General features: G+C 41.1%; 22 protein-coding genes and 3 pseudogenes. 7 read left to right on the top strand and 18 right to left on the bottom strand.

Translation table 11 applies throughout. The annotated features are described in order from the left end of the window. Positions 1–33 precede the first annotated feature (33 nt). From AC5590_RS06775 to AC5590_RS06765, 3 genes are all read right to left on the bottom strand, one after another. Positions 34–288 carry a TIGR03643 family protein gene (locus AC5590_RS06775; RefSeq protein ID WP_169263414.1) on the bottom strand — a complete coding sequence of 85 codons (255 nt, stop codon included), beginning with the start codon at positions 286–288 and terminating at the stop codon, positions 34–36. 144 nt (positions 289–432) lie between these two features. Beyond that, positions 433–2,274 carry an ATP-dependent zinc metalloprotease FtsH3 gene (ftsH3, locus tag AC5590_RS06770; RefSeq protein ID WP_169263413.1) on the bottom strand — a complete coding sequence of 614 codons (1,842 nt, stop codon included), beginning with the start codon at positions 2,272–2,274 and terminating at the stop codon, positions 433–435. 427 nt (positions 2,275–2,701) lie between these two features. Next, positions 2,702–3,487 (bottom strand): aminotransferase class IV, encoded by a 786-nt coding sequence (locus tag AC5590_RS06765; protein ID WP_169263448.1) that lies wholly within the window; start codon positions 3,485–3,487, stop codon positions 2,702–2,704. Positions 3,488–4,170: 683 nt separating this feature from the next. Between AC5590_RS06765 and AC5590_RS06760 the strand changes: the two genes are divergently transcribed. Further along, on the top strand, positions 4,171–6,282 hold the full coding sequence (locus AC5590_RS06760) for a TonB-dependent receptor plug domain-containing protein (RefSeq protein WP_169263412.1): 2,112 nt from the start codon (positions 4,171–4,173) through the stop codon (positions 6,280–6,282). Positions 6,283–6,444: 162 nt separating this feature from the next. On the opposite strand, the gene AC5590_RS06755 is transcribed toward AC5590_RS06760, so the two are convergent. Beyond that, a complete protein-coding gene (locus tag AC5590_RS06755) occupies positions 6,445–7,071 on the bottom strand; it encodes an SMI1/KNR4 family protein (RefSeq protein WP_169263411.1) in 627 nt (208 codons plus the stop codon). Positions 7,072–7,501: 430 nt separating this feature from the next. Here AC5590_RS06755 and AC5590_RS06750 point away from each other — a divergent pair, with 430 nt between their 5' ends. After that, positions 7,502–7,798 (top strand): hypothetical protein, encoded by a 297-nt coding sequence (locus AC5590_RS06750; protein WP_169263410.1) that lies wholly within the window; start codon positions 7,502–7,504, stop codon positions 7,796–7,798. Positions 7,799–8,209: 411 nt separating this feature from the next. After that, on the top strand, positions 8,210–8,467 hold the full coding sequence (locus AC5590_RS06745) for a hypothetical protein (protein WP_169263409.1): 258 nt from the start codon (positions 8,210–8,212) through the stop codon (positions 8,465–8,467). A gap of 1 nt (position 8,468) precedes the next feature. Here the strand turns inward: AC5590_RS06745 and truB are convergent, their stop codons facing one another. Beyond that, on the bottom strand, positions 8,469–9,368 hold the full coding sequence (gene truB / locus AC5590_RS06740; RefSeq protein WP_169263408.1) for a tRNA pseudouridine(55) synthase TruB: 900 nt from the start codon (positions 9,366–9,368) through the stop codon (positions 8,469–8,471). Here truB and AC5590_RS06735 point away from each other — a divergent pair, their 5' ends adjacent. Continuing rightward, positions 9,369–9,677: a hypothetical protein gene (locus AC5590_RS06735; RefSeq protein ID WP_169263407.1), complete on the top strand. Its 309-nt coding sequence runs from the start codon at positions 9,369–9,371 to the stop codon at positions 9,675–9,677. On the opposite strand, the gene AC5590_RS06730 is transcribed toward AC5590_RS06735, so the two are convergent. From AC5590_RS06730 to AC5590_RS06715, 4 genes are all read right to left on the bottom strand, one after another. Next, entirely contained in the window at positions 9,674–10,591 is a 918-nt protein-coding gene (locus AC5590_RS06730; protein WP_211178281.1) for a DMT family transporter, read from the bottom strand. The genes AC5590_RS06735 and AC5590_RS06730 overlap by 4 nt on opposite strands. A 137-nt stretch (positions 10,592–10,728) precedes the next feature. After that, positions 10,729–11,901, bottom strand: coding sequence for a GNAT family N-acetyltransferase (locus AC5590_RS06725; RefSeq protein ID WP_169263406.1), 1,173 nt, complete (start codon positions 11,899–11,901; stop codon positions 10,729–10,731). 525 nt (positions 11,902–12,426) lie between these two features. Next, complete coding sequence (locus AC5590_RS06720) at positions 12,427–12,984, bottom strand: alpha/beta hydrolase (RefSeq protein WP_169263405.1); 558 nt, start codon at positions 12,982–12,984, stop codon at positions 12,427–12,429. Between the two features lie 237 nt (positions 12,985–13,221). Then, positions 13,222–13,995, bottom strand: a complete 774-nt coding sequence (locus AC5590_RS06715; protein ID WP_169263404.1) for an amino acid ABC transporter ATP-binding protein — start codon at positions 13,993–13,995, stop codon at positions 13,222–13,224. A 193-nt stretch (positions 13,996–14,188) separates the two neighbouring features. On the opposite strand from AC5590_RS06715, the pseudogene AC5590_RS06710 reads away from it, so the two are divergent. Continuing rightward, positions 14,189–15,013 (top strand): annotated as a pseudogene (locus tag AC5590_RS06710) (basic amino acid ABC transporter substrate-binding protein); the annotation flags it as partial. Between the two features lie 199 nt (positions 15,014–15,212). Here AC5590_RS06710 and AC5590_RS06705 read toward each other — a convergent pair. Both AC5590_RS06705 and AC5590_RS06700 read right to left on the bottom strand, forming a co-directional pair. Beyond that, positions 15,213–15,785 carry a DUF3611 family protein gene (locus tag AC5590_RS06705; RefSeq protein ID WP_169263403.1) on the bottom strand — a complete coding sequence of 191 codons (573 nt, stop codon included), beginning with the start codon at positions 15,783–15,785 and terminating at the stop codon, positions 15,213–15,215. Positions 15,786–15,894: 109 nt separating this feature from the next. Continuing rightward, positions 15,895–16,152, bottom strand: a pseudogene (locus AC5590_RS06700) (DUF389 domain-containing protein); the annotation flags it as partial. 403 nt (positions 16,153–16,555) lie between these two features. Here AC5590_RS06700 and AC5590_RS06695 point away from each other — a divergent pair. Next, a pseudogene (locus AC5590_RS06695) lies at positions 16,556–17,257 on the top strand (amino acid ABC transporter permease); the annotation flags it as partial. Positions 17,258–17,295: 38 nt separating this feature from the next. Here AC5590_RS06695 and AC5590_RS06690 read toward each other — a convergent pair. The 6 genes from AC5590_RS06690 to AC5590_RS06665 form a co-directional block, all read right to left on the bottom strand. After that, a complete protein-coding gene (locus AC5590_RS06690; RefSeq protein ID WP_169263401.1) occupies positions 17,296–17,472 on the bottom strand; it encodes a hypothetical protein in 177 nt (58 codons plus the stop codon). A 2-nt stretch (positions 17,473–17,474) separates the two neighbouring features. Next, a complete protein-coding gene (locus AC5590_RS06685; RefSeq protein WP_169263400.1) occupies positions 17,475–18,728 on the bottom strand; it encodes a nif11-class peptide radical SAM maturase 3 in 1,254 nt (417 codons plus the stop codon). Positions 18,729–18,820: 92 nt separating this feature from the next. After that, on the bottom strand, positions 18,821–19,138 hold the full coding sequence (locus tag AC5590_RS06680) for a Nif11-like leader peptide family natural product precursor (RefSeq protein ID WP_169263399.1): 318 nt from the start codon (positions 19,136–19,138) through the stop codon (positions 18,821–18,823). A gap of 341 nt (positions 19,139–19,479) precedes the next feature. After that, complete coding sequence (locus AC5590_RS06675; protein ID WP_169263398.1) at positions 19,480–19,881, bottom strand: Nif11-like leader peptide family natural product precursor; 402 nt, start codon at positions 19,879–19,881, stop codon at positions 19,480–19,482. Positions 19,882–20,321: 440 nt separating this feature from the next. Then, positions 20,322–21,638: an amino acid permease gene (locus tag AC5590_RS06670; RefSeq protein WP_169263397.1), complete on the bottom strand. Its 1,317-nt coding sequence runs from the start codon at positions 21,636–21,638 to the stop codon at positions 20,322–20,324. A gap of 149 nt (positions 21,639–21,787) precedes the next feature. After that, positions 21,788–22,408, bottom strand: coding sequence for a GDSL-type esterase/lipase family protein (locus AC5590_RS06665; RefSeq protein ID WP_169263396.1), 621 nt, complete (start codon positions 22,406–22,408; stop codon positions 21,788–21,790). 561 nt (positions 22,409–22,969) lie between these two features. On the opposite strand from AC5590_RS06665, the gene AC5590_RS06660 reads away from it, so the two are divergent. After that, complete coding sequence (locus AC5590_RS06660; RefSeq protein WP_169263445.1) at positions 22,970–23,476, top strand: sterol desaturase family protein; 507 nt, start codon at positions 22,970–22,972, stop codon at positions 23,474–23,476. 207 nt (positions 23,477–23,683) lie between these two features. Here AC5590_RS06660 and AC5590_RS06655 read toward each other — a convergent pair whose 3' ends face one another. Then, positions 23,684–24,298, bottom strand: coding sequence for a glutathione S-transferase family protein (locus AC5590_RS06655; protein WP_169263395.1), 615 nt, complete (start codon positions 24,296–24,298; stop codon positions 23,684–23,686). Positions 24,299–24,418: the final 120 nt, after the last annotated feature.

The raw sequence follows: 24,418 nt of genomic DNA, 5'->3' as shown, positions 1-24,418 counted from the left end.
TAATCTAAACTCTTTTAATAATGAGAGTTTGAATCAAGTCTTTTGATTAGCTGATTTAAACCGACCTGCGACGAATTCTCGCTTTTCTAAATGCTTGCTTTTGCGTCCGGTAACACGTTCGCGCCACATCCGAAAGCTGGATGCTTTCATTTCACGGCGCATGAGGGCAATGACTTGCTTTTCTTGCAAACCGAATTGTTTTTCAATTGCCTCAAAAGGAGTCCGGTCTTCCCATGCCATTTCGATAATACGGTCGATGATTTCGGAATCAAGTAATGGTAGTTTCATTGGTGGTTAACAATGTTCATAAGCAAGATTTGCCAAAAAAATCAGGGCAACTTTGGAAAAATCCAAAATTACCCTGAATATTACAAGTCAAGAATGAGGATAGAAAAGTTTTGTATTCATTCCTCACTCTTAACTCCTCACCTTTTAAGCAAACGTTGCAGTTTTCACATCGTTGTTTGCCAGTAGTTCTTGCAATTCCTCAGCGTCCACAGTTTCCTTATCAACCAGCATTTGCGCGATTTGGTCAAGAATGTGGCGGTTATTTTCCAACACTTCTTTGGAGCGTTGGTAAGCTGTTTCTACCAGTATGCGGACTTCTTCATCAATAGCAGCAGCAGTTTCTTCTGAGAAGTCGCGTTCTGCCATGATATCTCGACCGAGGAACATGTTACCTTGCTGACGACCAAGGGCAACTGGACCGAGGCGATCGCTCATTCCAAAGCGTGTTACCATCTGACGGGCGACACGAGCAACTTGTTGCAAGTCTTGAGCCGCACCTGTGGTCACTTCTTCGTCACCAAAGATGATTTCTTCAGCAAGACGACCACCTAATGCAACAGCCATCTGATTTTCCAGATAAGAACGGCTGTATAAGCCAGTGTCCATCCGGTCTTCACTGGGGGTAAACCAAGTTAAACCACCAGCTCTACCACGAGGAATAATGCTAATCTTCTGCACGGGGTCATAATCTGGCATCAAAGCACCGACAAGGGCGTGACCTGCTTCGTGATATGCTACGAGTTCTTTGCGTTTTTCGCTCATAACTCGGTCTTTTTTCTCTGGACCTGCTAACACGCGGTCGATCGCATCGTTAATTTCATCCATCGAAATTTCGGTTAAATTTCGACGTGCAGCCAAAATCGCAGCTTCATTAAGCAAGTTGGAAAGGTCTGCACCTGTGAACCCAGGAGTACGACGGGCAATTCTTTCTAAGTCCACATCTTTTGCCAAGGTCTTACCACGGGCATGAACTTTGAGAATTTCCACACGTCCACCATAATCTGGGCGATCTACAACGACTTGACGGTCGAAGCGACCGGGACGCAACAGCGCTGCATCTAGAACGTCGGGACGGTTGGTAGCAGCAATGATGATAATACCTGTGTTACCTTCAAAGCCGTCCATTTCTGTGAGTAACTGGTTGAGGGTTTGTTCCCGTTCATCGTTACCACCGCCTAAACCAGCACCCCGCTGACGACCGACTGCGTCAATTTCATCGATGAAGACGATACAGGGGGCATTTGTCTTTGCTTGCTCGAACAAGTCGCGGACACGGGATGCGCCAACACCCACGAACATTTCCACAAACTCAGAACCAGAGATGGAGAAGAAGGGGACACCAGCTTCACCTGCGACTGCACGCGCGAGCAGAGTTTTACCAGTTCCTGGAGGTCCAACCAACAGTACGCCTTTGGGAATTTTTGCACCAACAGCCGTGAAGCGATCAGCGTTTTTCAAAAAGTCTACAACTTCGTTGAGTTCTAGCTTCGCTTGGTCAATACCAGCAACATCGTTAAATGTGACTTGGGTTTGTGGTTCCATTTGCACTCTGGCTTTGGACTTACCAAAGTTCATCGCTTGGCTACCAGGACCATTTTGAGCGCGGCGGAGCAAGAAAAACAAACCAACTAAAAGTAATACAGGGAAAAATAAGCTGCTGAGTGCCTTAAACCAAAATCCTTCGTCGTTTTGCGGCAAAACACTAATATCTACACCGTTTTGGGTAAGGGTGTTAATAAGGTCAGGGTCGTTAACCAGAGTCACCAGCTTCTTGGTACCATCTGTAGGCGTCACAAGAGCTGTAGATCTATCTGCACTTAAACTAACTTTGTTTACTTTACGATTTTGAACTTCTTGAATAAACTGACTGTATCGCCATGTCTCCCGACTTGGTTGTTTTTGGTCAAAAAACGCTGTTCCTAGCGCAATCACTACAATAAACAGCAGTGCATACAGCCCCGCATTTCTCCATCGTTTGTTATTCACCGAGGTTCATCCTCCTACATCTGGTTTTGTGCGATAAGCCGATAGCGTTTGCGCAGCGTCCCTCTTAGGGACTAGGGTGACGTTAGTCATAGGCTTTAAGCTCCGCTTATCGCTTGGGTGTCTGTTTGACAGTTCGACTAAGAGTGAAAATAAAGCTTGCGCTCATTTTCATAAAAAAGCCCTAATTTTTTAATGTCCACATCCTGCTCTTGTCCATGCCTACTAGGAGGGTTCAAGTGAGACAGCGCTGCAGGAGGGTTTCCAACGCCAGATGCTCCACTTGGGGAGACCCCAAGACCGCACTGGCTCCTCCGTAGGCGACTGCGAACCCGAAGGGTAAGACAGCGAGACGCATTTAGTAAAGATAGGCTTTTCTTAGAATTATGTTAACTTATCTTAACGTATAACAAATTTTGCACCTACAATGCTAAAAAAATATTTGCAGTTCTTTAAAACAGGGATGGTGGGGATTATATTCTAGCTTTCCTGAATGCCAGATAACCGTGCGAAGCGGGATAATTTCTACAACACTGTTGCTGTAGGCAATTGCCTCAAACCCCTTGACTAACTCTGGTGTCCAAGGTTCCTCAGGAACTTGGTGCTGCTTTTTCAAAAGCCAGTCTACAAGTTCTCCTCGCACGACTCCCGGCAAGATTTCTGCTGTTAAGGGTGGCGTCCACCAACAACCATCTCGCCACCCCCAGAGGTTACCCGTACTTGTTTCTAGCCAATTTCCCGCAGTATCTACCAAAATAACTTCTTGGGCATCTAATTTTTGAGCGCTAGCTTTTGCTAACCATGCGCTGAGGTAGTTACCTGTTTTATGAGACGGTAAACTGCGAGCAAACTCAGGAACTGCTAAAGTTGCTATTAAACCATTTTTCTGGTTTTCTGTCAAGTTATTTGGCAGCAATCTTCCCGTTATCCACTCACGTCCATTAGGAAATATGGCGATTCTGAGAACAGGGAAGTGCGTCATCATAATTTCTGCTCCTTGACGCAATCGCTCCTCATCTGGTGTTTGCCAACCAAAGGTTTGTAAACTAAATTTTAGGCGATCGCAATGTGAGCGCCAGTGAGTTAATCTACTATCGAGCGAGTTATTGTAAACTCGCAGTGTCGTGAAAACAGTTGCTCCGTAGAGTAACCCAGGATCGTCAATTTCTAATTCTAGAGTTCGAGACTCAATTAATTTACCGTTATACCAGTAAATAAATGTACCTCCTTTGAAAGTGGTTACTCCCGAACCGCTCTAACATTATCTATAATAATTTACTCCTCTGTCTATGTTCTAGTAGTCCACCACATCAACTACGCGTACGACACATCTGAGTCGCTTTGCGACACGCACTCGCGTTGAGTAAGTTGGAGTAGTTTACTCAATTGGTTATCACGGATACAGCTAAATTCTAAACAATTCAGCTAAAGTCTTGGAAAACAGTTTTGCTTAGCTCATAGAAACATGCTTATACGTCCAGATTTTTCCGAACTGGACGTATAAACCTTCTTAATTTTAGTGTAGAGGTTTGATCCTCTCAAATCTGTGGCAGATAGATCTGCTGCACAAAAGTCTATCCCACACCTTACATCTTGCATCTGGTAAAACAAATGTCAAAGTTATTACATATTATTATGTGACTTGGCTGTCGTCCGCCTAGGACTGTAAGTCTCAGGATAGATAATAGGCGAAGTCAATTAAAATGGAACGGCACTTGCTACAATCGGAATCTACGGGAAACCTAGCCAAGCACTGCCTCGCTGCAACGCACTGCTTCCTCACTTTCCACACCAGAGACGAAGTTTGACAGCTTGTCTTTTGACAAGTTGTCTGACTAATCGTAAGTTGACACAACTGCTACTAAAGTTTGGTCAAAGTTGGGTGCTGTGAGGTATAAAATGAAATTTAGTTTCCTGATTTATCAAGTTATATTAATTAACTTTGCTTTAGCTCCTGTCACATTTGCACAAGAAAATAATTTAGAGTCAAAAAAGACTTCTATAAAAAAGACATCAGAAATCCCATACTTGAATGAGATAGAAAAACCATATAGAAGTGCAGAATTACTAACTCAAACACCAATTCCATCTAAAAAACCACAAACAACTGGAAATCCAGAACCAAATTCCACAACAAACGAGTCAAAACCCACAGTTGAAAATGAGGGCGCAATTATTATAGATGTGACAGGGAAGAAAGATGACCTTCCTCAGTCTACTCCGACATATGTGATTGAAAAAGAAGAAATCCAAAAACAAGGTGCGACAAGTGTATCTGATGTGTTGAAAAAATTACCTGGATTTGCTATCAATGACTCAGGTCATGGTGCAGATATTCACACAGGTACATACTATCGCGGAGCCTCGATTAACCAATCTGTATTTCTCATTAATGGCAGATCTATTAACTCTAATGTCAACACATATCATGGTGCAACAGATTTAAATAGTATTCCTGTAGAAGCTATTGAACGAGTAGAGTTGTATAGTGGTGCAGCTTCTACTCTCTACGGCTCCTCAGCTTTTGGAGGAGTTGTTAATATCATCACCAAAGAAGGTAGTACGGTTCCTCGCTTCAATGCTACAGCTGAATTTGGGGATTTGAATTTTAATAATCAACAATTAAGCTATGCAGGTTCAACTGGCTCTTTAAGATATAATTTCAGCTTTGAAAGGTCTTTTCTTGATAACCGTTACCGCGTTCCTGTTGGTGCAGCAAATCGTGATGCCCGAGGGTATTTCTTTAATGCAGATACAGCTAACAGCACATATTTTGGTCATCTTGCTTTTGATGTAGATAATAGAAATACTCTTAGTTTAGATGTAACTACACTTAGCAGTCGTAAGGGATTAATTTATTTTGGCTTTCCTTTACAAAGAGACCGATTAGATCATGATGGTTTAAATATTGGTTTTGCTTGGAAAACTCGCCTTAGTAATGATAACAGTTCTGTTGTGACAACAACACTAGGTTATAACCAAGATTACTTCAACACTTATGGTCCTAGCAGCCAATTTTATCGTACAGGAACTTTAGATACACAATTATATACAGCTAGGATAGACCATGCGTGGCAACTCACCCCAAATTATAAATTGCGCTGGGGATTAGATTTACAAAACACAGATTTAACTGGTGATGTGTTGAGTACAGTTCCTAACCGAGTCGCTTTAAATGAAAATGAAAACGAAAGTTTACTAAATACCGCATTATTTGCTGTTAATACTTTGAATATCACCGATAAACTTCAGGTAGATTTGGGGTTGAGACAAAGCTTTGATAGCAAATTTGGTAATTATTTCAACCCAAGCGTGGGATTTAAATATGATATTTCTCCTGCTTTAGCTGTGCGAGGAAGTTGGGCAGGAGGACAACGCAATCCAGGTTTGGATCAGTTGTATGTTTATGATACGGTACATGGATGGCTACCTAACCGTGATTTAAAACCAGAAACTGGCTCATCTTGGACTGCGGGAGTTGATGTCAAACTGTTGGAAAATTTAATAGGACAGTTTACTTATTTCGGCAGTAGTTTAGATGATCGCTTAGGAGTCGTAGAAGGAAAATGGGCAAATATTGGGTTAGTTGACACAAATGGTTTAGAGGCGGCGCTACGGTGGAACATTGGTTCTGGATGGTCAACTTTTGTCAATTACACTTACACAGATGCGAAAATACAAACAGGACCAGAAAAAGGGTTACAGCTGGGTTTAATTCCCTACTCTGTTGCTTCTGCTGGTATTGGTTATGAAATTGCAGGCTGGCAAGCTAATTTATATGCTACTTACTATGGTGGCGCTCGTCGAGCCATATACACAAGAGTTGGAGAGACAGCTACAGATTTTTCGCCTTCTTTCTTTAATTTAGATTTTAGCGCTCGCGTTCCTGTGACGAAAAATTTAGGGTTGACAGTTTATTTAGAGAATTTACTCGATGAACAATACGAGCGAGTCAATCGTATCTATAGCCCTGGATTTACTTTTCGCTTAGGTTTAACAGCTAATATTTAGCTCATATCTTGCACCTATCCGTAGAAAACCGTACAACCTAAAAAGATATGCGATAAAGCTACATGATTTTTATTGGTTTTTCTCACTCAATAAAAATTTTTTTTGAATACTGAGTTACTAAATACCATGAATCTTTCTTGGTGCAAGATGTGAGTAGACATTTCAAAGATGTGATTGATAAATAAGTTTCACAGAATCAAGGAAATGCTGTGTCTCAGGTTTCATAGTATTAAAATTCCCAGAACCTTCGCTATCAACTATATAGTTTCCTGATTCAAGCTGAGTCATAAACCAATTTAGAAATGACTCAAAATCATCTGCTAAAACAAATTTAACGTCCTCATGTCTACCAAAATTTATAACTTGCCCCACTCTACCCCTCTCTGCTGGGTCAAAATCTATGCCTATGTGGTTTCCAGCCGAATCGTAAGCAAATGGAATCCACTTCTTGTTGATATATATTTCTTTTACTTTTCCAGGTATATGAGATTTCCCGCCAATGTCCTCATTTATTGTCTCATCTTCATCAATTATGTCTGACCATGCTTTCCACTGCTCAAATATTCCTTCCAAAGAAAGAAATTCAAGACCATAAAAAAGTCCGGTAGTCTTACCCTGCTGACCATTATGCCACTTATAAAATTCTCTAAATGACATTGGTAGCTGAATTCCTATTTGATTTTCTAAAGATTCAATTTCGCTTTCAGTCGCTCCAGGGTTCAAATCCGCCAACACTTTCGGCAGATGTTCATTAAACCATGTTTCAATTCTATTTAGTATCTCTTTCATATCTTGATCAGCAGAAAGTGGTTTGTTAGTTTGCGCTATTTGCGCTCTTTACGACTTGCTCCAACTTATTGACTTTAATTGAGATTATAGTTGGATAAACTATTAAAAAGATTGTCAGTAGTACAAGCAACAGAATATAGGACTCATATTTGATTTTTGTTGGCATAGCCTGCGCTCTGCGCTTAAAAAACTCCGTACACTTTCTATTCCCTATTCCCTGTTAAGCGTTAAGCGTTCCCTACCTCCACGAGTCAATTCATAAATCAAACCGGATTCCTATACTCAAATGATGTTTAATTCACATAAACTATAGCCGAAGTGCTACACGTCGCTTACCTCGACTCAATCCCAACCATAACCGTGATTTTGCTAAATTGCCCCTAATAAGAACGATGTTCACACTTTCCCATTTAGGTTAAAATGTCCAGTTATGAGAGCAAAAATTGAAAACGATGTGCTTTTTCTTCACCACGAGGATGTGCCAGAGTATAAAAAAGGCGGTTCCGTGGTGAGGAATAGTTATTTTTGGGCGTTGCGTTCAATCGCTGGTAGAGCGTCGCGTTATGGGGATTGGGAATATGAGCCTGAGGTTTGGTTCGCATTGACGCGGATGCTGTTATCCTTCGCTGAATCTGGATACTTAGGATTAAAAGAAACTGTGCTGGAGTTTCCTCTATCTCAAGGGGCAATTCCTGATGTGCTGCGAGATGTTTCCACTTGGGAATAGATAGAACTGGAGGCTGAGCCTGGTGAAAATTCATTTTCAGGCTGAGTCTGTAAACAAGAAGAATGTAGCAACCTTTACAGAAAAACTTAATATGAAATTCATTCCAAAGTATAGACATTAAAGGTGCAAAACAAGCTACGCTTGTTTTGCACCCTGAAAAAAAAATAATCTACTGGGGAGTTAGAATTCTACAAAAAATTGACGTTTTCAAATACCTGATGTGCTACGAAATATGTCAACTTGGGAATAGGATAGAACTGGAGACTGAGCCTGGTAAAATTCATCTCCAGGCTACAGCCCAAGAATGATCATAACGGGAAGAATGTAGCGCCATTTACAGAGAAACTTAATATGACATTTATCCAAAAGTAGATATGTTTAAGGGGCAAAAATGTAATATATTGGAAAGTTATGGATAAAAGCTCTGAAGAATACAATCAGTTTATTGAAGAATACGAGAAAATGTTAGAGCACTATGCACGTTGTTCACAACATCTTACAGCCATAAAAACTTCAAAAGATCCAAATACTGGAGTCGCCGCAGTATACGAAAAGGCTCTAAAAGCACACATAGACGCCACAAATTCATTCAAAAATTTACTTGCAATCTATAAAGAGTTACTCCATAAATGGCTTTTAGTAGCGCAATCCTATCAGAAAGATGAATAATTTAAATAGGCTCGAATACCATTTCAGGAATGAGTAGCTTGTCTTTCTCTGAATTGACGAGTTTACCTATTCCTAAAAAGTGCCCATCTTCATGGTAAGCTCGTAAAAGCTGTAGTGAATTTTCTAAAACATTGAAAGTTATAGGAATACGTTGACCTTGACACCATTTATGTGCTGATGTTGGTGGTAGGGTGATGAAAGGAAGATGCTGTAGTGGTGCATCAGGAGCAAGGGGTTGAAATGTGCCAGCTTGCAGCTGTGCTTCTAAATCAGTCAAGGTGATGCTATTAGCAAGGTGAAATCCACTGCTTTGTGTTCGTGTTAAAGCAGCGAGAGTTCCACCAGTTTGTAAGATTGTTCCTAAGTCACGGGCGATCGCCCGAATATATGTTCCCCCACCACAGGCGATCGCCACATCCACTTCCGGAAACTCCTGTTCTCGCCAGTCCAAAATTTCAATTTTAAAAACCTCCACTATCCGCGCAGGTACTTCTACATCTTCCCCTTTGCGTGCCAAGTCGTACAAGCGTTTCCCTTGAACTTGAATGGCGCTGTAAATTGGAGGAATTTGTTCAATTTTGCCCACAAATTGTTGCAATGCAGATTTAACTGTTTCTAAACTTAACCCAGTGCAAGGTTGTGAGGTGATGACTTCACCTTGCAAATCATCGGTTGTTGTACGCACACCCAAACGAATTGTGGCTTTGTAAGCTTTTTCTCCTGGAAGATATTGTAATAGACGAGTTGCTTTTCCAAGAGCGATGGGTAACACTCCTGTTGCTGCAGGATCTAAAGTTCCTGCGTGCCCGACTCGTTTGAGACGCAAAAATTTGCGTGTTTTGGCTACACAGTCGTGGGAAGTCCAATCCAATGGTTTGTTGAGATTGAGGAAACCTTGCATATGAATTGTGAATTTAAGAGGGAACAGGGAACAGGGAACAGGGAACAGGGAACAGGGAACAAGTGTGTGATTGTCTCGTTGTGTGCGTATTTTCTCATTAGTTCATGTCCTAATCTATCTGGCAATGCTATAAGAGAGACTCTCAAAACATCCGAAAAATACCGATTTGTTAACCGCACAAGGCGCGAAGAGTGCGGTGTGGATGTTCCTCCCGCACTCTTCGCGGTGGGCGCACCAGAACGCAGAGAAAATACGCAACGCTTTGTCAGAGATAATTTTAGAGCATCGAAGGGAGTAAGTTTAGGTTAACGAGTTTTTCCTAAAGCAATAGTAACCGAACCTGTGACAACTAAAACGGCTCCTATGATTCCGAGAGCGGAAATGTTTTCCGGTAAAATGACAGTTGGCATTATGACTGATACAATCCAAACTGATATTAAAGTAACAATAGGAGCTAATGCCGAAACTGCACTAACACGTGAAGCTTCCAAATGTTCTAAAGATTCAGCAAAAGCACCATAAGCGATGAGAGTATTCAAACCACAAAAAAGTAATAAGCCCAAATGAAAAAAATTGAGTTGAAAAATTGCTTTTGGGTTAGCAAATGGAGTGAATAACAAAGCACATCCTCCATAAATCATGAGCATGATGCTAAAAGAAGATAAAGATTGCAACAACTGCTTTTGTGCCAAAGCATAAAAAGTCCAAGTGGCTGCACCAAAAACAATCAAACCACTACCTACAAGATATTGACCATGAGCCGTCACTAAATTTTTTAATTGTTCGTGAAAAAAGAGAGTGAATCCTACAATAAGAATCCCTACACCAATCCACTGAAGTAGAGTATAGCGTTCTCTAAAAAGAAATAAACCACCAAAACCCATAAGTAGGGGAGCCAACTGAATAATAACTTCAGCGTTAGCGGGTGTAGTCAGTGCTAAACCTTGGGTGAAAAAAATATAGTTCGCTGCTAAGCCAAGAGTGGCAATTACTAGTAATATCCAAGAAGTGGAACGCAATCTTAAAAGCGGTGGTAATTTTCTTTGCCATCCTAAATAAACAGCTAACAACACAAACGATACCAAAAAGCGAAACCAAATAATGGTGTAGACATCAAGTACTTTCAGAGTTACAACCAAGGCGATCGGTAGAATTCCCCACAAAAAAACGGTCACTAACGATAATGCTAAGCCCAAGCGCCAGCGACCGGAAGTTGTATGCATGTTATTTATTAGCTATTAGTCATTCATCAAAAAACAAAACCTTAAATCAGTACCAGGCGTCAGTTGCAGCGAGTGTTAGTTCGACGGTTACCCAAGCAAAAAAGCACTCTTTACTGATAACTGTTAACTGTTAACTGTTAAAAGAAATCAGCCATCCAAGGGGCTGTGCCTGCAAATATTTGAGTCGCTGCAAACCTTGCTGTTTCTGTAGCATCAAGTTGTCCTGCAAGTTGCAATTGTTGCGGGGTAAATAAGCCTGTGTAGAGAGGTGCTAATCCTCTAATATCTAGCTTCATTTCGCCTTTTCCTCCACTGGTAACTTCACCGCGTCCATTGGCAACAGACAGAATAAATTTACCATTATTTTCAGCGAGTAAGTCATCTTGGATTTCCAAGTGCAGTTCTGCTTGAATTCCTGGTGGATAACCACGCTTTTCTAGCGCTTTGACTACATCAATCACACGCAGCATCCAATAGCTAGTAGACTTTTGCTTGGCGGTTTGCTCTGGTAAGAGTAAAGTTAGAGATTCCGTAGCAGAACCTTTCCATCGCACATTTTGAATTTGAGAGCGATGCTTGGCAAGAAAATTCCAAAAAGTTTGTGCTGCAGCGGTTGTCATAACTACAAAATCTCTGACTTTTATAAAAGAGCCATCCTGATCTTGGTGCTGACTGATGATGATGTAACCTTGGGGTTGTTCTGCACAACCGATTAGATAGGCGTAAATTGTTTCCTTCTCATCTGGTTTGAATATACGCTCCCAGAGACTTTGATGTCGCTCTACGAATCCATTGTTGAGCTTTGCTTGCTGCTGATAGAGTTCACGAAAGATTTCATGATCACCTGCAACAGCGCCAACTGCTAGCGGCTGTTCCTTCACTAAAATGCTTTGAGTAGGAACTTCCCAAATAGAAGAGATACCCCCCTGTTCATACCCTGCTTTTCGGTATAGGCGTTGAGTCGCTGGATAAAGAGTGGAGATGGGTACTCCCTTCGCGTGGAGTTCTTTAACAGTGTGCTGCATCATAGTTAATGCTGCTCCATCTCCGCGATATTCTGGAGCAATTCCTACTGCAGCTATTCCCGCCATAAGTACACGTTCACCACCCCACCACTGAGGCATTAAAATAGTCGCTAATCCACCAGCAACTTGCTTTCCTGCACGAAGAACATAAAAGTTTTCTAAACCGGTGCGATTGATAAAAATTTCGCTATCACCTGGCGACATCAGAAAACACTGCTCAAGAATATTCCCCAGCCGCTGAATGTCCTCTTTGATAAGTTGGCTGTATTCAAATTTTGGCATCATAATTGTACACCTCCTAAGACGAAAAAACTACAATTATACTACACTTAAGAGTCGTGTTAACGCCTCACCCAAAAGGTTTACCTAAATAAAGGAAGTTTTTTGGCTTTAATACCAATTCAATAAATAGATTATTATAGTTTTATTGTTTTAGGCATAAGGTAATATCATATAACTTTTATCATCGCTTCGCTCCTCTGGGTGTGGGGTGTAGGGTGTCAGGTGTGGGGGAATATTTGATGTTTTGTACACTCCACACCTAGGAGCAATGGGGTCTAAAACCCCACCGTCACTTGCCCTTCGGGCTCAAATTCAAAAAAGGTCAACGGGTGGTGTTTACGATTGGTTGGGGTTTGAATACCAATACATTCGACCCCTACACCCTATTCGATAATGTCTTTCTTAATATTTGCAACTAATAATATCTATGATCTCTCAATAAGAAAAGTCATAGAAAACGTTTGTTATAAGTATTAGTAAAATAGTATTGTTGAATCAATTTAGAACTTATATAGAACAGCTACATACTTATTTGAAAGATTGGCGTACATTATTATAGAGTACATTTTGTAACCATTGTGCAAGAAGATTGAGTTGCTCATATGTGCGCACAAGACGTTTACCCTCAATGTGAACTTCTGTGGTTGGGTAATTTTGAATGATTTCAATCAATGACACTTTTTTGTCTTTACTAGCTGACAGTACTAAAGATGATCGCAAAGCTTGTCTGTCTGCGTTCCCTGAGGGAGTATGAATTGTCTGACTAATCTGGTCTAATAAAAATATACCAATACGATTATTCAGTACACGATCCAACGTCACTGGGTTAGCATTAACTTCTCGTGTTAAGGTATTGCGAACTGGTTGAGGGTCTTGATCGGCTTGATTAAAGAAGAACCTTAGCTTTTGCGAAAGCTCTCCAGTTTCAGCTAAGGCTGTTAGTTCACTTACTGGTACTGTTTCACGAAATATACCATACTTAAAAACAACAGTTTCAGCCGCGATCGCACTGTTAATATAAAAGACACCACTAACAAATGTGAGTAAAGGAAAAGTGCTTTTTAATATAGAAACAAGGTATTTCATTATTGGATTCTTTATTCTCTCTTAAATAAAATTTATTTGATAAATATTTAATGTTACAAAATATGACTAATAAACGGTTCAATAATTTTTCACTTTTTAACCAGATGTTAATTTGTAATTCTTCTATATCCTTTTATGTTTTCAAGTTAAGAGATGCTGTTTGATAAAACATCTCCCAAAAGTTATACATGCTCTACCAACTGATACCTTTTCATATGGAATTGGTATAAGTTTCTTTTAACCTGTAACATCCAATTCTTTGGCATTCAGACGACTTAGAAAAGTACGTAAGCGATCGCTTTCTGGATGAGAGAGAACTTGGTGAGGCGATCCTTGTTCTACCACAACACCTTGATCCAAAAAGATAACTCGATGCGCCACCTCACGGGCAAATTGCATTTCATGAGTGACAACGACCATCGTCATACCCTCTGCTGCTAATTGTTGCATGACTTGCAACACTTCACCCACAAGTTCCGGATCTAAGGCGCTGGTTGGTTCATCAAAAAGCATAACTTGGGGATTCATACACAAACTGCGGGCAATAGCAACTCGTTGCTTTTGTCCTCCGGAAAGTTGTTCTGGATATGCAGATGCTTTGTCAAAAAGTCCAACTTTTTCGAGATAAAGTCCTGCCAATTGTGCACTTTCTTTCGCTGATTTCCCCAGCACTTGACGCGGCGCAAGTGTCAGATTTTCTAGTACGCTTAAATGAGGAAACAAGTTAAACTGCTGGAAAACCATGCCGACTTGTGTTCGCAGTTGGCGTAGTTGCCTGTTGCTAAAATTCGGTTGTGATACATCAACATTGTTGACTAGTAAACGCCCAGAATCAATAGCTTCCAAACGGTTGAAGCAGCGGAGTAAAGTACTTTTGCCACAACCAGAAGCACCAATGACTGCGACGACTTCTCCTCGTTCTATCTTGCCAGTAATCCCCTTGAGAACTTTTAGGGAACCATAACTCTTTTCAATATTTTCAAAGACAATTGCAGAGGAGGAGTTGTCCATTTTCGATATCTGTTGCACTACAAATTATTATAAGAACTCATTGCTCGCTTCTGTAATACCTTAAAATTTGATTTTTAGAACATATAATTTCTGTTATCAATAATTTATTTGGCAAAAAACCATGTTCCAGCCAAAAGTGACGCGATCTGCGCGGAGCGCAGCAGCTAAGCTATCGCGCAAAGCACCGGCTCTTATGGGGCGATCGCATTTCATAAAATATTTCTTAACTGGTTTAGGTACGGCTGCGATTTTGTCAGCTTGTTCAGGCAGCAATACTAGCAGTACTTCTAAGGGTAATTCACAAACAGCTACAGCAGGAAAAACAATTAAAGTTGCTACAGAACCTGCTTTTCCGCCTTTTGAGTCCAAAGGTTCGGGCAATGAACTCGTAGGCTTTGATATTGATCTGATCAAAGCAGCGGGACAAGCCGCTGGATTAACGATTGAGTTCCAAAGTCTACCTTTTGATGGTATAATACCAGGACTTCAAGCAAATACTATTGATGCTGCTATCAGTTCAATTACTATCACCCCAGAACGTGCTCAAGCAGTATCTTTTTCTCGACCATATTTTAGAGCAGGGTTGGCGATCGCAGTCCGTCAAGACAACACAACTATCACCAACCTAGATAGTCTCAAAGGCAAGAAAATTGCTGTCCAAATTGGCACAACCGGATCTAAAAAAGCTAAAAGTATCTCTGGTGCTCAAGTTCGGGAATTCGACTCTGCCCCTTTAGCTTTGCAAGAATTGGCAAATGGTAATGTAGATGCTGTCATCAACGATGCTCCTGTGACAATAGAAGCTATCAAGAGTGGTAACATCAAAGGTCTAAAGGTAGTTGGTCAACTGCTCACCGAAGAATACTATGGTATTGCTTTGCCGAAAAATTCTCCCAACCTCAACGCCATCAACACAGCTCTTGCAAAGATAATTTCAGACGGTACTTACGCGCAAATTTACAAGAAGTGGTTCAATACAGAACCTCCGCAACTACCAGAGACTGCGCCAGCTTCTACTTCTTGAGGGAAGGAGGGAGGGACACACAGAGGGAGGTGAAAATTCCTAACTAGTGACTAATGACTAATGATTAATGACAGTCCTGATGAGTTAACTTTCAGATTTACGCACAAAAAAAGTTACACTATCAAAGAAGTGGAAATGTCCCAGAAAAGAAAAAGCGGTCAGCTATGTTAAACTGACTGCTTACTGCTATTTTTTATTGATCTAACCAGTTAACCAGCCCAAGTGAAGTAGCGCCTCCTACAAGGTGAGCGCCAATCAGATTGACGTTTGCCAAAACTACAAAAAGATCTAGGGAACGAATGACATTTTCCGGTCTATAGACTGCTACTCCTTGAGGCAGAGCTAGAGATTTCGATAATACAGCAATAACGGTCACTTCAGATGCTAAAAAAGCTAACAATAGCCCTATCAAACTAACGATTAATCCAATTTGTAATACTTGAATTACGTCCTCTTTCCTTGGATGTAATTCACGATTAGGCGACTGTAAAAGTTTGTCTAAACGCCTGTAGCGGTTGACCCAATAGACCCTGAAACACAGCACTAAAATTCCAATAATACCCAAAAAGACTCCAAACCCCATGACCGAATTCGTCGTTGTTTGGACAGTGGAATTACGGCTAAATATAGCCAACGCCAAAGCCAAGCCAGAAACAGCGCCTAGTGCTAACTGTACCCAGAAGCTAATCGGTCTTACTACGCCGAAGGTGGCTGCAAATCGTTGTTTACTCGGTGTAGGTAAGTAGGAATTTAAGTCATTTGACATATTCGTTCTCCTTAAGCCTGATAAACTATCTTTTGATTTTTGAAAATAGTCTTACTTCGGTAATTTTGGGCTTGACATAGCGCCTTAAGTAGTGAAAAATTGTCTACTTGTTGCCTGCTAATGCCGCAAATGCCAGCCCCCTAATAGGTAACATTAGGGGAGCAACAATCATGGCACCTATAATCACAGCCGCACTATTGGAGAGTAGTCCAAAGGTGGCAATGGCGCAGGAGCCGACAATCAACACAAGATAGTTAATATCTAGGGTTGATTCTTCTAGTAGCCCAAGTTGCATTTCCTCTAGCTTTTCTGGTTCGGGTTTTCTCCTGCTAAGATTACTAAAACGGTTGTGAAGATTCCTGTGCAAAATCCTCTCCTTCCATAATTAAAAGCCTATTACCAACAATTAAGCGATTATCTTTTAAGTTATTCTCTCCCTTAAGTATTATTCTTGCTTTATCCTCACAACCTGAAAACTTGGGATTAAGCCGAATGGCACTAAGGTTAAGATGCGATTTCCATCAATTGCTAGCCCAGTTTCGTCACGACAATCCGGATTACGGCATTGTTGACCTTAAGGCATATTGTCGCGATCATAAATATGTGCATGAGACGATAAAATTGCTTACACAAAAACAATCGCCAATTTTATTGACCCAAATTTTCCACAAGATATCTTGTTTGGGTTGCATCCATAAAGCTGAACCCTGTGTCCACCCTTCGTAATTGGCGAAGGTATTGTTGTACCAACTTACTTAACAATGATTCAAAGTTTAACTATCATTCTCAACGCCCTACCAAATTTACTTGTTGGTGCTGTCGTCACACTTGAGATTACCGCGCTTTCAGTTGTTTTTGGTATGATTGGCGGTTCGTTGATCGGAATTGCCCGACTTTCGCCCCTTGTACCCTTGCGCTGGATAACTCGCGCTTATGTTGATTTTTTTCGTGGTACGCCTTTGCTTGTGCAGATTTTTATGATTTACTTTGGTTTGCCAGCACTGGCTCAAAGCATTGGCATACCTCTGCGTTTTGACCGTTTACTTGCTGCTGTGGTTGCTTTGAGTCTCAACTCTGCTGCATATATAGGTGAAATTGTTCGTGCTGGAATTCAATCTATTGAACCAGGACAAGCAGAAGCCGCAAACTCGCTGGGTATGAGTCAAGTGCAAACCATGCGCTACATCATCTTTCCCCAAGCGTTGCGCCGTATGATTCCACCACTTGGAAATGAATTTATTACCTTGCTTAAAGATACCAGTCTGGTAGCAGTTATCGGCTTTGAAGAATTATTTCGACGCGGTCAATTAATTGTAGCTGATACTTATCGTTCTTTCGAGATTTACACTGCAGTTGCGTTGGTTTATCTGGTTCTCACCTTAGCAGCATCCCAATTTTTCTCTCGTCTAGAAGTTTGGATGAACCCAATCAAGCGTAAGAAAGCAAGCCAAAAAAGATTGAGTTCACCATAAGTTATATTTGGGCTATTTTTGACAGTCGCCTCTGGTTTTTAACTTTCCAACACATTTAAACCTGCTTCCTTTTCTATTCTGTCTAAAGCCCTCTTCGCTTTTAAAACAACTCGCAAATAAGCTATCTGATTACTCCAAGCTAAACGAGGTAACAGGGGTGCTTGAGAGTCTACCTGAGTTTGGGAGTCAGTAATAGTTGTATTTTCTTCAGACATGATTAATGAGTTGTTAATGAAGGGACTGATAATTCTTGTTGCCAACTTTGTGACCATTGAATGCGATCGCCACTAAACTGAAGTGGATCATTGACTGGCAAAGGAGCATCAATAGCTTCCTCAACCAGAGCAAACTCGCCATTATCAAACGGGTTTCCCTGCGCCTTATGTTGGAGAAACACTCGCTCGCGAACACCGCGTTTTGCTTGCGTTAAAGCACGGTGATGACAGTAAGGATTATTACCTCTTTTGTCAAAGAAAACATGAGCAGTCCAAGAGCAACCACCACGACAGAGTTGAGCAAATTCACAAGTCTTGCAGAAACCCCAAAGATGATCTGTCCCTTTAGGAGTATCAGCTCCGAGATTAAATCGTAATTCCTCTGCCTCTTCAATGATTGTTCGCAGTGAGTGGTCGCGGATGTTACCTCCGGTGTATGCGGAAGTCGGCAGTGAAGGACAACCTTTGATTGCACCATCGGCTTCAATGCCCAAAGTAGCCAGTCCGGCGTTGCATCCCTGCCAGAAAGCCCAAGCATGTCCTCCCCGCAGCAGTCGTTCGTAGGGACCGTAATAGCCGATATTGTTTCCTGGCTGAACCTGCACTCCTTCTTCCTGGGCGCGTTGAGCAACACGAGCTATCATTGGATAGACATCAAGCAGTTCATATGGTTGCAGCAGAATGTCACTATTATCCGCTGCATTGCCCATTGGGACTGTTAACTGAATCTGCCAAGCAAAAATGCCAGCATCGCGGATACGCTCGTAGATTTGGGGAAATTCCGGTGCAGATAGGCGATTTATTTGAGTGTTGCAGCCAAAGATAATACCAGCTTCCTTAAGATGGCTCATGGTCTTAAACGCCCATTCCCAAGAGCCTTTTCTACCCCGGAGACGATCATGAGTCGCTTCTAAGCCATCAACCGAAACAGACACTACACTAATTCCAGCTTCCTTCATCCGGCGTGCTGTATCCAAGGTGATGCCATAACCACCAGTCGTCATGCCACAACGCATTCCAGCATTGGTAATCGCAGAGGCAATTTCCAACCAATCAGGACGGAGGAAAGCCTCACCCCCAATGATGGTGACTTCTGTAATCCCGACTTCCGCCATTTGTTTGACTAAATCAAGGGCTTCTTCTGTCGAAAGTTCTTTCGCCCTTGTGTGCCCAGCACGAGAACCGCAGTGCTGACAAGCTAAATTGCACTTCAGCGTTATTTCCCAAACCGCATAACTGATTCTGCGATAGGTCATTGAAATATCCTCAGCTAATTTATTCAGATAGGGACGGACTTACTTGCATCCGTCCCAAGAAACTTAAGCTTATTACTTAAACTTCCTTGAAATTATTCTTCTAGCCGTACCACAACTCCATATAGAGGCAGAAAAGAAGGAGTGGGCAGCCATAGCTCAGATCGCGCAGCAATCCCACCAAAAATAGTTACCAATTCTTTTTCGTCTAACTCTGCCAGTTCGTCCTCATCAGCACTTAACTCCAACAGTTCGGCTGTATATTCTTTCAACTCTTCTTGGGTGAAATCATAGCCAGCACTTTTAACCGTTTGGCTACATTCATCCTTAGTGTTAGCTCCTTGAACTTGGGTACGAAAAGCTTCGTCAGTTCCTAGTCTTTGGTAAAATGCTTTGACGTTTTCTAGAGACATAATTCCTCTTAGGATGAGTTAAATACAACTAGTGCGATTACGCAACCATGCTGCAATAAATATTTCAGCATTCTGCCGTGCTGCACTAATAGTTTTGCTTAACCAGCCGTCAGTTTTACGACGGCATCAATTGTTTTCTACTGCTTAAGTGAAAACATGTAAGCAGTATAACATTGTTAATAATTTTCTCACCTAGACAGTTTAGATTCAATGCCTCCTGCCAATAAGCTAATATCAAGCCAAATGCTAGGTCATTGAAATACCCTCAGCTAATTTATTCAGATAGGGACGGACTTAACTGCATCCGTCCCAAAAAACACAAGCTTATTGCTCAAACTTACTTAAATTTCATCTGCTGGCCTTATAACTCCATATAAAGGCTGAACAACTCCATATAAAGGCTGAGCAATGGGTGGCTTAATGGGTGGCCACTTAATGGGTGGCTTAATGGGTGGCCGACCAATGGGTGGTTCATAAATGACTCCATACAGCGGCTGTGCAATAAATCCACCAAAAACAGTTGCCAATTCTTTTTCGTCTAAATCTGCCAGTTCGTCCTCATCAGCAGCTAACTCTAACAGTTCGGCTGTATATTCTTGCAATTCTTCTTGGGTGAAATCATAGCCAGCACTTTTGACCGTTTGGCTACATTGATCCTTACTATCAACCCCTTGAATTTGGGTACGAAAAGCTTCGTCAGTTCCTAGTCTTTGGTAGAATGCTTTGACGTCTTCTAGAGACATAATTTCTCCTGGGATTACTTAAATTACAGCTTGAGATGGGTAAAATGCGGGCGCAGCCTGACACATTTTACCCATCTCAACTAGTGCCATCAGGCAAAACAGAGTTACACTCATAACATCTGGTTTTGAGCTTTCAAAAACTCAACAGATATTTCTGCCGTACTGCACTAGTAGTTTTGCTTAAACAGTCGTCAGTTTTACTACTGCATCAATTTTTCTTTATTAGTTATAGAAAGTACTGGAGCAATAGAATTACTGACTGAGTAATCTTCTCACCAAGACAGTTTCCATTCAACATGTCTTAATGATTTTTCAATTTTTGTCTACTGCAAAGATGCTAATATCAAGCAAAATGTTACATACCAGGCTTGATAGAACGTGCTGAGCGCAGCCTGTTCCATAGGACATAGGGACGAGAGTTCGGGAAGCAGTCCAAACAATTAGTGTCCAAACGAACCCCACATTAACACCACTTGTTTCCCGATCACAACCAACGCAACGCCAATCATTGCAATCAGCGTCACTTTACCACCAGGAACAAGCGGTTGACTCATGCTATTTGATTGTTCCTGCTCTTGACGTTGCTTCCAAGTCATCAATGCCGGAATAATTCCACCTAAAACTGAAATACTGAACGTTCCAGCATAGTCTAGAGCAGCCAAGAAGATGCTAGGATTAAGCGCCCCAAGACTCATAGGCGGAAAAAGAATCAGTGAAAAAAGCGGTAGACGTTTAGCAGGCTCATTAGATGCTGAAATATCTTTGAACAAATCCAGCAAGCCATACACAAATCCAATAAATGATGTGACAATTGCAAACTCAGAGAAAACGGACACTAACACTCCTAACCATTCTCCTGCACCACCATCACGCAGAATTTGCAGTGGATCAAAAACAGTTCCGCCACCAGAAGTGCCTTGTAGCATATCAGTGCTGACGCTTCCCAAAATCACGGCATTCCAAGCCAAGAACATGATTAAGGGAATCGCAGAACCAATGAAGATGGACTGACGTATTTTACGGACATCACCTTCGAGTTGAGTGACAACTGTTGGCACAACGTTACTGTAAAAGAGCGCCACAAACATCACTGAAACGGCTGCAGGAAGCGCACTCCAATCTTGAAATGAGAAAGAGGAAGTCTTAAGCTGCGTTCCTGCCAACACTAATAGTCCAACAAATGAAGCAAGGACAATCGCTACAAACGCGCTGTTTAATTTCTCTACAAATCTTTCTCGCCCAAGGTACATGATCCCACCAAATACCAGAGTGAACGCCGTTGTCCCCACCCAAGCAGGCAGATTATTCTGCACACCTAACACTTTTTCAACAGCAGATATTAAAATCTTTCCACCTTGGCTAACATAAGCAACAAGCAAGGCATAGTGCAAGAACAGATACGCACCACCAGCAAAGCGCGCACCCAGCTTCCCAAGCGTCCTCTCAACCATCACCAACAAACCTGAACCCGAACTGCCGACAAGACGCATCGTGTTTAAAGTCACCTCTGCAATCAAAAGACCTGAAACTAAAGTGTAGACCCAAACAGCAACAAGTAGAACTGTCGATGGTACAACACCAGATGGCAGAGTTACCGCAGGTAATGCGAGGATACCAGCACCAACAGTCGTTCCAGCGACAAGTGCAGTACTTCCTAAAACACTACCTGGTTGATGATTGAGTTTATTTCCATAGAGTTCAAGGTTAGAAAATAGTCGAGTGAGTTGTGAGGTATCCGAGTTGAGAACTGCCTTCATATCGGTCTTGTTAAAATACGCGCATTCTGAAACAATTTGTAACTTAACATAAAATAATGTAAATTATTTTAGCAAAAACAGTTATTTTTCTCACCCTGGTGCTTGTGATCACTGCTATTTTCAAAGGCTACGCTGTTTGACGAGATGTTTTATAGATCAAACCAATTTAACCAACCGTCCCAACTTTGCACGATTTCTGCAAATTCTGCGTAACCACCTGCTCTAGGATGAGCACCATCATTGTTTCTTGCTTCATCTTGCCAAATATTTGACTTTTGCAAAATAGGAAAAATATCTAGATAAGGTATATTGAGTTGATCACAAACCACAGCAAACTGTTTAGATAAATTCACTATTCTGTGGTCTCTTCCATCTTGTTCTTCATCTGCACATGGTGGTGGACCAACCATTAAAACAGGATACAACTGTTTAGCTGTACTCAAAATACTGCGGACATTTTCTATTGAATCTGCTAATTCAACACGAGGTTTACCATTTATCAGTGTTGTATCATTCACCCCAAAAGAAAATACAACTCTGCCATCATACTCTTTTGGTAAACGATAAGAAACTTCTTTTAACCAACGTTGTCTTAGCTGTGTACTCGTTTCCCGCCTAACTCCTAAATTATAGAAGGTGATATCATAGCCTTTTCTCGCAGCATGAACACAGATTCTTCCAGTCCATCCAAGAAACTCAGGATCACCAGTACCGTTGACAAATGATTCACCAAGGAAGCAAATCCTGATTTGTGGTCGATATTTTGACATAACTCAATCGAAATTCCATCTTTGGAGCGTAAGCCAAAGGTAGGCGACCTCCGTTAGGCTTTTGCTTATATCCACGAGGAAATTTTAACCGAAATTTGTGCAAATTTTAACTTAACTTTTGCTCTTAGTACCTTACTCTATCTAAGGAATAATACTAAATCTGAGTCATGCCCACTTTTTTCACTAGTCAGTGTGCGCTTCCTTCGCGCATACGCTGACTAATCTCGTATAGCCGCACTATGCAAGGGTTAAGAGAGGGTTATGATAGCGGATTTAATATAACTGTGATAAAATACGGAAAATCGATAGATTTTTAGCAATATGCAAAATCATCAATAAATATTCCACAAAACAAGTCAGTCTAAAACTGTCATTCAAAGCAAAATCAACAAAACCTAAGAATTCCAGTCGAGAGCGAGAATCCTTGCAAGGTACTTCACGGTACTGATTTTTTGTATATTTTGTTTTTCGTCAATCAGGATATGTCCATGGAAATACTGACAGCAGAAAATTTAGATTCTTTGTGTGGTGGTTATTACTAAACATTTGAGGATGAAATTAATGTTTAAGGCGATCGCGTGTACTTGGATACTCCTTATTATTGGTGACTTCCTTTCTACTTTTTGCTATCACGTACCTGAACACGTTTTTGGTATCCTTCACTTACGAACTCACCACTCCTACAAAAAGAGTTTTCGCCATTATGCCATCCTAACTTTTAATTCCCAAGTTCTTCTGGATGGTATTTTGGGTGCTTTACCTTATTTACTCGTAGCAGCAGTTTTATGGTTTTTCTCTCCCATAGGTGTTGTGTGTGGGCTGCTGTTTGGTCAGTTTCATGTATGGTGGAGACACACGACTACCTTGGGTTGGCAAACTCCAAAGTTAGTAGAGATTTTATGCCGAATTCTGTTTATCACGACTCCAGAAAGACATTGGGAACATCACCAAAAAACTAACCAGGGTTATGGCGATATTTTCACATTTTTTGAACAGCCAGCTAAAGGCTGGTTGCGTTTGTTACGTCTGTTGAGGTTGCGTTTCTCGCACTCGCTTGTATCTCAATGATATTGAGGTTTTATTAGAGAATTTGAGATAGGAATTTGCGAGTGCGCAGATAAGCGCAGCGTGTCCCCTTGGGACTCAGCAATCGCAAGGATTTCGTGCATTTTACATTCTGTTACAGAGTTCGGTTTATTTGTACCGACTTACTTAACTCAATCGAAATTCCATCTTTATTCTTTTTGCATTGTCTGCATTTAAGTTGCGAGCACCTCAAGTTTTTCTAGGAATAGTTGACTTGACTGACTCACACTCGTGTAATCTCTCAAACCATTCTCTCAAATGAGGGTACTCAAGAAGCCAATCCTCATTTAAGCGCAGGCTGTAGTAACCTAGAGAACATAACGCTGCTACGTCTGCTACAGTCCAACTTTCGCCGCCTAACAAATATTTAGCAGTTCGCAGTTGTTCTTCAAAAATTGGTAAAAGGCGATTAATTAATGTTTCATATTTTGTCCGATAATAAGTAGGAGCTATATCGCCCGTCAAGTTTAATACCCACAGATTGATAACATTCTCACCTAAAGTATCTGCCAGTTCTTCCCATTTACGACACTCAAGTTTTTGACGAGGAGCGCTTGGATAAAAATTTGGTTGTGGATAGGTTTCGTCTAGATACTCTGCAATTAGTGTTGAGTCCCAAATAGCTGTGCCATCTTCATCCACAAAAACAGGTACTTTAGCAATGGGATAAATTTTGATAAATTCAGGGGGTTTATTAACTAAATTAATTTCAATTAGTTCACATATCAAATTTTTCTCTGCCAACAATATTCGGATCTTTCGAGAAAAATGTGATTGCTGATGATAATATAATGTTCTCTTCATAAGATTTCTTTTTGCTCGAATTTGTGTCTAATATCAATTTACATTCAAGCAGGATAGAAAAGAGCTTCAAGAATAAAGTTATATAAAATCAACAAATAAATAACACACTATAACGTGAGA

The sequence above is a fragment of the Brasilonema octagenarum UFV-OR1 genome, assembly GCF_963888615.1.
GTDB lineage: Bacteria > Cyanobacteriota > Cyanobacteriia > Cyanobacteriales > Nostocaceae > Brasilonema > Brasilonema sennae.
This window is presented reverse-complemented; position numbering and strand designations above follow the sequence as displayed.

Coding starts and splice junctions, on each gene's coding strand:
- AC5590_RS06750 (WP_169263410.1), top strand. CDS start 7,502: ATGAGAGCAAAAATTGAAAACGATGTGCTTTTTCTTCACCACGAGGAT.
- AC5590_RS06760 (WP_169263412.1), top strand. CDS start 4,171: ATGAAATTTAGTTTCCTGATTTATCAAGTTATATTAATTAACTTTGCT.
- AC5590_RS06720 (WP_169263405.1), bottom strand. CDS start 12,984: ATGAAATACCTTGTTTCTATATTAAAAAGCACTTTTCCTTTACTCACA.
- AC5590_RS06680 (WP_169263399.1), bottom strand. CDS start 19,138: ATGTCTCTAGAAAACGTCAAAGCATTTTACCAAAGACTAGGAACTGAC.
- AC5590_RS06775 (WP_169263414.1), bottom strand. CDS start 288: ATGAAACTACCATTACTTGATTCCGAAATCATCGACCGTATTATCGAA.
- AC5590_RS06705 (WP_169263403.1), bottom strand. CDS start 15,785: ATGTCAAATGACTTAAATTCCTACTTACCTACACCGAGTAAACAACGA.
- AC5590_RS06745 (WP_169263409.1), top strand. CDS start 8,210: ATGGATAAAAGCTCTGAAGAATACAATCAGTTTATTGAAGAATACGAG.
- AC5590_RS06690 (WP_169263401.1), bottom strand. CDS start 17,472: ATGTCTGAAGAAAATACAACTATTACTGACTCCCAAACTCAGGTAGAC.
- AC5590_RS06735 (WP_169263407.1), top strand. CDS start 9,369: ATGAATTGTGAATTTAAGAGGGAACAGGGAACAGGGAACAGGGAACAG.
- AC5590_RS06755 (WP_169263411.1), bottom strand. CDS start 7,071: ATGAAAGAGATACTAAATAGAATTGAAACATGGTTTAATGAACATCTG.
- AC5590_RS06715 (WP_169263404.1), bottom strand. CDS start 13,995: ATGGACAACTCCTCCTCTGCAATTGTCTTTGAAAATATTGAAAAGAGT.
- AC5590_RS06660 (WP_169263445.1), top strand. CDS start 22,970: ATGTTTAAGGCGATCGCGTGTACTTGGATACTCCTTATTATTGGTGAC.
- AC5590_RS06685 (WP_169263400.1), bottom strand. CDS start 18,728: ATGACCTATCGCAGAATCAGTTATGCGGTTTGGGAAATAACGCTGAAG.
- AC5590_RS06655 (WP_169263395.1), bottom strand. CDS start 24,298: ATGAAGAGAACATTATATTATCATCAGCAATCACATTTTTCTCGAAAG.
- AC5590_RS06665 (WP_169263396.1), bottom strand. CDS start 22,408: ATGTCAAAATATCGACCACAAATCAGGATTTGCTTCCTTGGTGAATCA.
- truB (WP_169263408.1), bottom strand. CDS start 9,368: ATGCAAGGTTTCCTCAATCTCAACAAACCATTGGATTGGACTTCCCAC.
- AC5590_RS06675 (WP_169263398.1), bottom strand. CDS start 19,881: ATGTCTCTAGAAGACGTCAAAGCATTCTACCAAAGACTAGGAACTGAC.
- AC5590_RS06670 (WP_169263397.1), bottom strand. CDS start 21,638: ATGAAGGCAGTTCTCAACTCGGATACCTCACAACTCACTCGACTATTT.
- AC5590_RS06730 (WP_211178281.1), bottom strand. CDS start 10,591: ATGCATACAACTTCCGGTCGCTGGCGCTTGGGCTTAGCATTATCGTTA.
- AC5590_RS06725 (WP_169263406.1), bottom strand. CDS start 11,901: ATGATGCCAAAATTTGAATACAGCCAACTTATCAAAGAGGACATTCAG.